Raw genomic sequence first — 10,632 nt, forward strand, 5'->3', positions numbered from 1 at the left:
TAAAAGAGATGCGAATTGCAGTTGCCGGCGTGGGCGGGATGGGCACCCGCTTTGCGCTGAAGTTAGCTCAGGCAGGCAATGACGTCACGTTGGTAGAAACGTGGTCCGTGCGGCTGAAGGCCCTGAAAACCCAGGGGTTGCAAGCTAAGCTGGACGGGCAAGAAGTAACCATGCAGTTGCCGGCCTATGCCCCTGATGAAGTCCCAGCGACCCCAGGCTTTGACCTGGTCTTGTTTTTGACCAAGAGTATGCAACTAGCTGCCTTGGCCAGGACCCTACAACCCCTGTATGGTCCACAAACCTACGTCTTATGCCTGATGAACGGGATTGGCCACGAGCAAACCCTGGGTAAGTACGTTCCCCAAGAACGCTTACTGTTAGGCAATACGATGTGGACAGCTCAAATGGCGCGGCCCGACCACGTCTTATTGCAAGATGATGGGTCGTGTGAACTGGGCAGTCTGACGGCGGACCCTACTCAGGCCCAGATGGCCCAAACGGTCGTGGACGTGTTCACCCAAGCCGGCTTAAAGCCCCGCTTGCTTGATGACCCTCGCTATTCCGTCTTTCGCAAGGGATGTGTCAATGGGACCCTCAATACCTTGTGCACCCTCTTAGAATGTAATGTGGCGGAGTTTGGGCAAACCACCCCGGCCCATGCCTTGGTGGAAGCAATTGTCAAAGAGTTTGCGGCTGTCGGAGCCAAGCAAGGCTTACACTTGGATGTCGCAGAGGCGGTCGCACACGTGGAATCATGCTACACTGTGATTGGTGAGCATTATCCCTCGATGTATCAGGACCTGGTGGTCAACAACCGGCCAACGGAAATTGACTACATTAACGGCTACGTAGCCCGGCACGGGCAGGCAGCGGGCGTGGCGACCCCGTATTGTCAGTTGTTAACGGCGCAAGTGCACGTTAAAGAGCAGTTGCGTCACGCCCACAATGATCAATAAGCGAGCGACTTTGGCTGCCGGCGACCAACCTAAGGCGGCCAAGTAAGGGGCAGACCATTTGATGTACCAACCATCGGTACTTGCCCTAACTTTTTTCCAAATTCGAGCTATTAAGAAAAGGAGCGCAGTCCTGCGGGGCGGCGCTCCTTTTGTCAGTGAGGTTATTTTTCTTGGTAGGCGCGACTGTAAGCGTCGGTAGCGCGCATCGCGTCCGCAACATCGGCAGGCGTAACTTTAAATGGCATCCGGTCCATCGTATCGCCAGTGGCACAAGCCAATTCCCCGACTTTTAGCAAATTGGCTTCACTCGGGTCATCGATCCCGACGGCTTTAAAAGTGGTGGGCAGCCCGAGCGCCAACATTAACTTGAGGTACTTTTCAAAGCGGGTTTGGTCCGCTCCTTCCAACATTAATTGGGTCAGGGTCCCGAAGGCCACCTTTTCGCCGTGGGTCATTTCGTGGATCCGCCCAGTCAACGCGCTTAGGCCATTGTGGATGGCATGGGCGGCCGATAAACCGCCACTTTCGAAGCCGACGCCGCTCATCAAGGTGTTGGCTTCGACGATCTTTTCCACGGCCTGACTGATGGTCTGGTTGGCGACCGCACTCAGGGCCATTTCACCGTAGGCAAAGAGGGTTGCTTCACACCGTTCAGCGATGGCAAGGCCGACTTGGGTTTGTTGGGCATCAAGCATCGTTTTGCCCGCTGCTTGGTGCACCGCTTGGGCTTCCATATTGGTCGCCAAGGCATCGGCAATTCCGGACGCGAAGTAGCGGGCGGGAGCCTGGGCGATGACCTTGGTGTCGACTAAGACCAGGTCTGGGTTATGGCTGTAGAAGCGGTAGTTGGCAAAGGAGCCATCCTCGTGATAGATCACGGAAAGCCGTGAACATGGGGCATCGGTGGAGGCTAAGGTTGGCAGGATCGCCACCTTGCAGCCGAGGTTGTCGGCGATCGCCTTAGCGCTGTCAAGGGTCTTTCCGCCGCCCAGACCGACAATTACGTTGGCTTTAAATTTTTGTCCGATGGCCGTAATTCGGTTGATTTCGGCCTCTGAGGCTTCCCCTTGGAATTCAACTTCTTGGAGGGTAAAGCCCTGGCCCTTTAAATAAGTGAAGAATTGAGCACCTAACAAGTCAAAGACGGTCTGCCCACCCATTACCAAGAGGCGGTCACCGAGTTGGTGTAGGTACGGTGCGCTTTGAAAGAGCACGTCGCTACCTTGCACATAGGTCGCCGGACTGGCGAAAACAGTTGTTGCCATGAAAAATTCCTCCTTAAATTAGCTGGCTGATTTACGCAACGGTAACATGAACTTTATTATACACTTATGTGAATTATTGCACAATATCAATTAAGATAAAGGCGCCACAGGGGCGCACCAAATTAGCGTTCCGATGGTAACAAAAATTGGGCTGGAATACATAGCCGAGGCTGGGGGCTGCGTGGTTCGGTTGCCAACCGGAAGGCCTGCTGCCCGATCTCGGTTAGGTGATTGTCAATCGTGGGCAAATTCAGCAGGCGGCCAGCGAGCTGATTTTCTTGTCCGATCAACTGGGGAGCGGGCTGGTGGGCCGCCGCAAAGGCCGCTTGCAAACCGGCCGCGGGCGCATCGCCATTGGTGAAGAGCGCTTGGGGCCAGTTGCCTTGTGCCAACAAGCGGGTCCCGATTTGGTAGCCATCTTGGTAGGTTAACACATCGGTCACCACCAGGGGCGCTTTGGTGGTGGGCCAAAGCGTTCGATAGGCGGCCAGCGCAGCCGCAGTGGTCGCAGACTGGTCAGCGGGGCGGGCAAACAAAAAACCAATTTGGTGGATCCCGCCTTGCTTTAACCATTGCAGGGCGGCTAAGTACCCCGCTTGGCGATCCGGGTAAACCGCGGCCAAAGGTAAGTCACCCGGGTCTTCACAAACCACCACTGGTCCCCAGCTTTGGCGCTCGGTCAGATATTGTAAACTTGCTTCGTGGGAAGCGAAGATCAGGCCATCAAATAACTTGCGTTTGAGTTGGGTCAGATATTTGGTTTCAACAGCGACATCGTAACGTGAGGGCAAGAGACTGATTTGGTAGGCCGAAGAAAAAGCCGCCGTTAAAATTCCATGGACTAACTGATTGAAATAGGGATGGTTCATGTGGGGCAAAACAACCCCGATCGTAAAAGTCTTGCCCTGACTGAGGTCTTGGGCGACCCCGTTTGGGACGTAATTTAGGTCTGCAATGGCGGCTTCAATTTTGGCTTGGGCGGTCTCAGACACGTAACCGTGGTGATTTAAAGCGCGCGAAACGGTGGCGACCGAGTAGCCACTGCGCTGAGCCACGTCTTTGATGTTAGCCATTAACTCACTTCCTTTAAAGCTGGGTGGGTAAACAGGGCATGGGCTACACCGTCGTCGTCATTTGACTTGGTAACGAAGGCGGCTTGAGCTTGGACGACGGGAGTGGCGTTTTCCATCACGATTGGCAGACCAACACTCTCTAACATTGGCAGGTCATTTTGTCCGTCGCCAAAGGCCGCGGCAGCGCTAGCACTGAGCTTTTTTTGCCGTAAGATGAATTGGACCCCGTGGGCTTTCTGGGCGTTACGATGCGTGATTTCAATAAAATCATAACCATAGGCGTGCCCCGATTGTTGGACGGCGATGTCCGGTAAATTTAAGCCGGCCAACAAGGATTGGAGGGGTGCCACCAACATTGCATCTGGGATGGTCAGCATGATTTTTAAGGGCTTAAAACTTGGCTCCGCGCAGGCCGCCGCGGGTGATTTTAGCCGGGGTACTAAACCATTGCGGGCCTGTTCCTGGCGGACAATGTCATTATAGTGCGGCACATACCAGTTGAATTGATCGTAGTAGCTCAGACTGACTTGCGGAAAGTACATCATCACTGCGGCCATGATTACTCGCGCACTGAGCTGGCTGAGGGCCATTTTTTCCAGCACGCGGTAGCCCTTTTTGGTCGCGATAAAGACCAGCCCGCCATTAAAGGCGACTTGGGGGCCAGTTAGGTTCAGTGAACGCACGGTACTAAGCATTTCTTGCGGTGCTCGCGCTGAAACCAAGGAAATATCGCATGAAGTTTTTTGGATGGCGGCTTGGTTAGCGGGGCTGACGTGGCCACGGGAGTTTAATAACGTCCCGTCGAGATCAAAAAAGAGCTGTTTAATCATGAAAAATCCCTCCTCTTAGGCCGTGAGTTTAATTTGGATCAAGGTTGCCTTGATCATGTCTCTAGCCTACGGTGTGGAACGCGTTACAGGTCAAGCTTTTTTGATCAATTCTTTTGAAAGGCCGGGTGAGTCAAGACCGCGTGGGCCCAACCGTCGGCCGTATTCGGCTTGGTGACGTACTTTGCGGCGGCTTGGACTTTGGCGCTGGCATTGCCCATTGCAATTGGCAACCCGACGGCCGCTAACATAGGCAGGTCATTTTCACCGTCCCCGAAAGCCGCCGTCTCCGTACGCTGCAGCCCTGCCTCCGCCATGATCGTTTGGACCCCGTGAGCCTTGTTGGCCTGGCGACTGGTGATGTCAATAAAGCTGACGCCCTGTTCGCTGGCGGGGATTTGTAAGCTGACGTCGGTCAAACCAAGCCCTGCGATCAATTTTACGACGGGGGCCGGCTTTTGCGGCGCTTCCATGATCAGGGTGACTTTGATTAAGTTAAAGTCGGCTTGGCTCAGCAATGGTTCGACCGGGGTGATGGTCGGGGCCGCCGCGGAGCGGGCGGCTTGGCGGGCTACCCCGCGGTCGGCCTGGGGCGCATACCAGCGGAAGGGATCGTAAAGGTTGATGCTGACGGCCGGAAAGTGACGTTGCACCGCCTGAATGATTTGCAGGGCACTATTGGCAGCTAAAGGGATGGTGTGCAGGGGGTGAATTTGGTGGTGGTGTAACTGGTAGATCAGCGCCCCGTTAAAGCCAATCTGGGGACCAGTGAGGTGCAGTTGGGTGGCGAAGGGGGCCATGTCAACGGCCGAGCGCGCCGAAACCAGGGTGACGGGCAGGTCGACTTGGTGAATGGCGTGGCGAGTGGCGGCGGAGATTTGTCCCGCAGGATTTAACAAGGTACCGTCCATGTCGGTAAAAATGTGTTTGATCATCAGGAGTTCCTTTCCATTTTTTAAGACTTATTATACACTTTGTATGAAAACGTTCTCTATGCTGCATCAGGATAAAAAGAATTTTAAGATATTCCAAGAATGGGTAACTGCTTGGTCCGGAAATAGCGGGAAAGGCCAGCGTAATTAGATTAGATGCGTTATAATGTAGATAAAGAACAACTGGAATTTAAAAAGGGGGGCGCCATCATGGGTCACAAGCAAAAATTGATGTTACTAGGCGGGGTAGCCGTGGTAGCGGCGGTTTGCCAATGGGGCTTTGGCCACCCGGGCGGGGCCCAATTGATTAATACCGTCGCCGGCGGGGTCATCGCCCTGTCAATGCTGGTTGAAATGATCAAGAAGTTGCGGACCGGGGACTACGGGGTCGACCTCTTAGCGGTAACGGCCATCGTGGCGACCCTGGCCGTGGGAGAATATTGGGCGGCAATGGTGATTTTACTGATGTTGATCGGGGGTGACACCCTGGAAGACTACGCCAATGCCAAGGCCCACAGTGAGTTAAAGACCTTGCTGGATAACAGTCCCCGGACGGGGCACGTGAAGGTTGACGGGCAGTTGGTGGATCGGTCGGTTGAGGCGTTAACCGTTGGCCAAGAAGTGGTCGTACGGCCGGGCGAGCTGGTCCCAGTCGACGGGACGGTCCTGGAGGGGGAAAGTACGGTTAATGAATCTTCGTTAACCGGGGAATCCAAGCCCTTGGACAAGGAAGTCGGCGACCAACTGTTGTCTGGTTCGGTCAACGGTGATGCGACGCTGACGATGCGCGTTGAGCGGACGGCGCAGGACAGTCAGTACCAGCAACTGGTGGAATTAATCAAGCAAGCCGACCAAACCCCGGCGGACTTTGTTCGGTTAGCCGACCGGTACGCCTTGCCGTTTACGTTGGTTTCCTACTTGATTGCCGGAATTGCCTGGTGGGTTGCCCAGGATCCGGTCCGTTTTGCCCAAGTCCTGGTGGTAGCGTCGCCGTGTCCGTTGATTTTAGCGGCGCCGGTCGCCTTTGTTTCGGGGATGAGCCGGGCTTCGCACGCGGGGATTGTGGTCAAAACCGGGGCCGTGATTGAAAAATTAGCGACGGCGAAGACGGCCGCCTTTGATAAGACAGGGACCCTGACGAAGGGGAATCTAGCGGTCAGTCAGGTGGTGCCGGCGGCTGGCCAAAAGGCAAGCGAGTTGCTGCAGTTGGTAGCCAGTGCGGAACAGACCTCCGGGCACGTCTTGGCCCAATCGATTGTAACCAAGGCTAAGGAAGCAGGGTTGCAGTTAGTCGAACCAACGGCGATGAGTGAAGTGACGGCCAAGGGGATTGTGGCCACCATTGCGGGCCGGGAAGTAAAGGTGGGCAAGCTGGCGTTTGTGACCACTGATCCGGCTGTTCAAGAGGTCGCAACCACCGCGGTTTACGTCGCGGTCGACGGTCAGTACTGGGGCCGGATCGAATTAGCCGACCAGCTGCGGCCTGAAGCTTCCATCACCTTGCAACGCCTGCAAGCCGCTGGGGTCGCTCATTTAATGATGGTCACGGGAGATCGCCAAGCGATTGCTGAGCGGATTGCCAGTGAAGTGGGAATTACCGAGGTCTACGGCGATTTACTGCCTAAGGACAAGGTCGCCCATTTAAATGACTTGCCCCAGGATCACCGGCCCAGCATCATGGTCGGGGACGGGGTGAATGATGCGCCGGTCTTAAAAGTAGCGGATGTGGGGATCGCAATGGGGGCGCACGGTTCAACGGCAGCCAGTGAATCGGCCGACGTGGTGATTCTGACCGATAATTTGCAAAAGGTCGCCGAAGCCGTGTCAATCGCTGAAGATACCTTAAAGATTGCCAAGCAGGCGGTTTGGATTGGGATCGCGGTTTGTACCGGGTTAATGCTGATCTGTTCGACGGGCTGGGTGCCAACGATCGTCGGGGCAATGCTGCAAGAAGTGGTGGATACTGTCTGCATCCTGTGGGGCTTAAAGGCTAAGCGCGCGGGAATGCTGTTGGAATAGGCAAAAGGAAGCGGGGCACCCCCCGCTTTTTTCTTTTGGGGATGACCGCCCAGCGGACGATTGGCAAAAATAAGAAAAAGGCGTGAATTTCTCAGAAATCGCCGTGAAAATGAGGGTTTTCTCACCACTTTAGAAAATCTTAAAAACTTAGCATGAACCCTATTGCTAATGCGGTCAGGGGCTGTTCGAGAAAGGACCGTTGATTTGCTTGGTTTCAGAAATCCTGTTACGGTATTATTAACAATTACGATAATAAACGAACGTAAAGGAGTAGATGCGTATCGATGCAGCGGTGAGAAAGCTGAAAAATTTTAAGTTGGCCCCCTTTCTGAAGGTCCATGCCCTGATCTACTGGGCGGTGGTCCTTGGGCAATTCACGTGTGGGTATACCCTGGGGATTGCGGGGACGGCCTTTGACCTGGCGCAAACTGAGTTGGGCTTTAGTTCAGCTTGGTTGGGCTTGCTGGGGGCCGGGGCCTTGATTGGGCTGGCCGGCAGTTTAGTTATGGGGAACTTGGCCGACCGCTTTGGCCGGAAGCAAATGTTGATGGGAAATATGTACCTGTTCACCATTTTGGCACTCTTGCAGTTCTTCACGACGTCACCAATGCTGTTATTTTTACTGCGGATTGGGTTAGGTTTGATGATGGCAATCGACTATACGGTCGGCAATGCCTTATTGATTGAGTGGTTACCTAAAGAGCACGGTACCCAAAAGCAAACCAACCTGTTGTTATATTGGGCGTATGGGTTTGCCCTTTCCTTTATCTTAGGGTCCGTGTTGGCGGACTGGCGCTTGTTGTTAGCCTCGTCCGCGGTCTTTAGTCTGATTACCGCCCTCTTTCGGACGGTCGTCAAAATCCCGGCCTCCCCGGCTTGGTTGGCCAGTCAGGGGAAGCCTAAGCGCGCCCAACGGGTGGTCCAAAAGCGGATGGGGAAAAAGTGGGGCTTGCCGAAGCAATGGTTCCACGTGAAACAAGCGGAAGCGGCTTCCTGGCGACTCCTCTTTTCCAAGCAGTACCGGCGGGGAACGCTGGTCGGTAGTGCCTTTTATGCCACCCAAGCCTTTGCTTTCTTCGGGGTCAGCATCTTCTTGCCGGTCTTGTTAAAGAGTTTAGGGGTGGCCAATGCCTTCTTATCGGGAAGTTTGTACAACCTGGCTTTAATCGGCGGGACGGTCTTGGGGCTGGTGACCTTTAACCGGCTTGGTCGGCGGGTCTTTTTAATTACGACCTTTGGGGTATCGACGGTTTGCTTATTCTTAATGACCTTTGGTCGGCAAATGAGCAACCCGTTGTTGTTGACCATTTTCATTATTTTTGCCGTGACCCTTTCGGCGTCCTTATTGTTGGATTATACCTATACAACTGAATTGTTTGACATTAAGGTCCGCGCAACCGGGGTGGGCTTTGTCATTACGATGAGCCGGTTTGGGGCGGCCGCTGGGACCTTTGTGTTGCCAGTAATTATTGAAGTGGCCGGCCCATACGTCACGATGTTGGTTTGTGGAGTCGTCTTATTGCTGGGGACGGTAATCTGTGCCTGGCTGGCGCCGGAAACTAACCCGAAATTAACTTCAGTTAAAGCCTGATTGACTTTAGCGATCCTTACCAGAATTAACTGGTGGGGGTCGCTTTTTTGGTGCCGTTTTCTTGGCGGCTGGACCAGGCTTGTGATCGTGATCGGCTGACCAGCTATTGTTCGTTATTGTTGTTTGGTTGCCGAGGTAAAACCATTTAAATTCCCGTAATTATCGAACGAACTTAATTATTTTAAGTTTTAAAATCCGGGTTTTTAATTGACCCGCTAGCTAGATTCTGCTATTCTTAGCTTGAAATCGCGAATAAAGGATCCGCGAATGTTGTTAATGTTCGGAAATTATGAAGGAGTCGCGTTCATGGAAAAGTTGTTGTACACCGGAAAGGCCAAGCAAATGTGGCAAACGGAAGATCCCGAAGTGCTGCGGGTGGTTTATTTGGATCAAGCTACGGCCCTAAACGGGAAACAAAAGGATCACTTTGCCGGCAAGGGGCAAGCCGCTAAGGCCATTTCGGACCTGGTCTTCGGCTACTTGATTGACCACGGGATTGAAACCCACTTTATTAAGCAGCTTTCGCCGACGGAAGACCTGGTAAAAAAATGCGAAATGGTCCCGCTCGAATTTGTGACCCGCAACGTGGTCGCTGGCCACTTCGCGTCCCGCTACGGGTTAGCAGAAGGGCAAGTTTTAGCGGCACCAGTAGAAGAGACCTTCTATAAGTCAGATCAATTGGACGATCCCTTCATTAATAATTCCGCTGCGGTCGGGCTGCAGTTGGCCACCCCGGCGGAATTGGACCGGATGTGGGACTTGTGTCGGCAAGTCAACGCCTTATTGACCCCGCTCTTTGCCAAGGCCGGCATGCAGCTGGTTGACTTTAAGTTGGAATTTGGGCGCCTGGGCGATGGTCACATTGTCTTAGCGGACGAATTTTCGCCCGACAACTGTCGCTTATGGGATACTGCGACCAAGGATCACTTGGATAAGGATGTTTACCGGCGCCACCTCGCCGATTTAACTACGACTTACGAAACTGTCTTTACCCGGCTGCAAGCCGCACTCAAGGAGGAAGCCTAGCATGAAAGTTCGGATCTTTGTTACCTACAAGCAATCAGTCTTTGATCCCCAGGGGGAAACGATTAAGGATGCGATCCACGCCTTGGGCCACCAAGGGGTCACCGGGGTCACGGTCGGCAAGTTCTTTGACGTGACCTTTGCACCCGAGACGGCTGATGTGGAAGCGGCCGTCCAAGCGATTGCGGACCAACTGCTGGTTAACTTCAACATGGAAACCTACACGTACCAAGTGATGGAGGAAAAGTAATGAGACTGGCGGTAATTGTTTTTCCGGGTTCCAACTGTGATTTGGATCTCTATGAAGCCTTGCACACGGTCTGCGGGGCCGACGTTGAATACGTATCACATAAAGCCACCAGCTTGGCCGGCTTTGATGGGGTGATGATTCCCGGGGGCTTTTCGTACGGGGACTACCTGCGGGCGGGCGCGATTGCGCGGTTTGCGCCCGTGATGAAGGAGGTCATTCGGCTCGCCAAGGCGGGGGCGCCGGTCTTTGGTACCTGCAACGGTTTTCAAATCCTGACGGAAGCGGGGCTCTTGCCGGGGGCGCTGAAGAAAAATGACAGCCAACGCTTTGTCTGCAAGACGGTGGCCTTAGAAGTCGTGAACAACCAGACCCGCTTTACCCACCAATACACCGCTCATGAACGGATCAACTTGCCGATTGCCCATGCCGACGGCAGTTTTTACGCTGACCAAGCGACCTTGGACCAACTGGAAGCCAACGGTCAAGTCGTTTTCCGCTATGCCGAAGAAAATCCCAACGGCAGTTTAAACAACATTGCGGGGATTACCAATGCAGCCGGCAACGTCTTGGGGATGATGCCCCACCCCGAACGGGCGGTGGAAGCAATTTTGGGCAATACGGATGGTTTACGCCTGTTCAAATCGTTACTGACGCCGGCAGCTGCCGACTAGCTTAGCACGCAGGAAGGATAAATGA

Annotated in this window: 10 protein-coding genes; 6 read left to right on the plus strand and 4 right to left on the minus strand. The window is 53.9% G+C overall.

Annotated elements, in window-relative coordinates; all coding sequences use genetic code 11:
* Positions 1-8: 8 nt before the first annotated feature.
* The gene (locus tag BN54_RS07910; protein WP_019206651.1) at positions 9-956 is read left to right on the plus strand and encodes a 2-dehydropantoate 2-reductase; all 948 of its coding nucleotides are present in this window, start codon (positions 9-11) and stop codon (positions 954-956) included.
* A 161-nt stretch (positions 957-1,117) separates the two neighbouring features.
* On the opposite strand, the gene BN54_RS07915 is transcribed toward BN54_RS07910, so the two are convergent.
* The 4 genes from BN54_RS07915 to BN54_RS07930 all read right to left on the minus strand — a co-directional run bounded on the left by BN54_RS07915 (position 1,118) and on the right by BN54_RS07930 (position 5,056).
* A complete protein-coding gene (locus BN54_RS07915) occupies positions 1,118-2,221 on the minus strand; it encodes a glycerol dehydrogenase (RefSeq protein WP_019206652.1) in 1,104 nt (367 codons plus the stop codon).
* Positions 2,222-2,343: 122 nt separating this feature from the next.
* Positions 2,344-3,294: a LacI family DNA-binding transcriptional regulator gene (locus tag BN54_RS07920; protein WP_019206653.1), complete on the minus strand. Its 951-nt coding sequence runs from the start codon at positions 3,292-3,294 to the stop codon at positions 2,344-2,346.
* Complete coding sequence (locus BN54_RS07925; RefSeq protein WP_019206654.1) at positions 3,294-4,124, minus strand: Cof-type HAD-IIB family hydrolase; 831 nt, start codon at positions 4,122-4,124, stop codon at positions 3,294-3,296. The genes BN54_RS07920 and BN54_RS07925 overlap by 1 nt, the downstream gene beginning before the upstream one ends.
* Positions 4,125-4,228: 104 nt before the next feature.
* Entirely contained in the window at positions 4,229-5,056 is an 828-nt protein-coding gene (locus BN54_RS07930; protein WP_019206655.1) for an HAD family hydrolase, read from the minus strand.
* 207 nt (positions 5,057-5,263) lie between these two features.
* Here BN54_RS07930 and BN54_RS07935 point away from each other — a divergent pair, with 207 nt between their 5' ends.
* The 5 genes from BN54_RS07935 (at position 5,264) to purQ (ending at position 10,607) form a co-directional block, all read left to right on the plus strand.
* Positions 5,264-7,072 (plus strand): heavy metal translocating P-type ATPase, encoded by a 1,809-nt coding sequence (locus tag BN54_RS07935; protein WP_040470102.1) that lies wholly within the window; start codon positions 5,264-5,266, stop codon positions 7,070-7,072.
* A gap of 274 nt (positions 7,073-7,346) precedes the next feature.
* On the plus strand, positions 7,347-8,663 hold the full coding sequence (locus tag BN54_RS07940; RefSeq protein WP_019206657.1) for an MFS transporter: 1,317 nt from the start codon (positions 7,347-7,349) through the stop codon (positions 8,661-8,663).
* A 306-nt stretch (positions 8,664-8,969) separates the two neighbouring features.
* Positions 8,970-9,689, plus strand: coding sequence for a phosphoribosylaminoimidazolesuccinocarboxamide synthase (gene purC, locus BN54_RS07945; protein ID WP_040470103.1), 720 nt, complete (start codon positions 8,970-8,972; stop codon positions 9,687-9,689).
* Position 9,690: 1 nt separating this feature from the next.
* Positions 9,691-9,936 (plus strand): phosphoribosylformylglycinamidine synthase subunit PurS, encoded by a 246-nt coding sequence (gene purS / locus BN54_RS07950; RefSeq protein WP_019206659.1) that lies wholly within the window; start codon positions 9,691-9,693, stop codon positions 9,934-9,936.
* The gene (gene purQ, locus BN54_RS07955; protein ID WP_019206660.1) at positions 9,936-10,607 is read left to right on the plus strand and encodes a phosphoribosylformylglycinamidine synthase subunit PurQ; all 672 of its coding nucleotides are present in this window, start codon (positions 9,936-9,938) and stop codon (positions 10,605-10,607) included. Before purS ends, purQ begins: the two co-directional genes overlap by 1 nt.
* The last annotated feature ends 25 nt before the right edge of the window (positions 10,608-10,632 follow it).

The organism is Limosilactobacillus ingluviei str. Autruche 4, from assembly GCF_000312405.1.
Taxonomy (GTDB): Bacteria; Bacillota; Bacilli; order Lactobacillales; family Lactobacillaceae; genus Limosilactobacillus; species Limosilactobacillus ingluviei.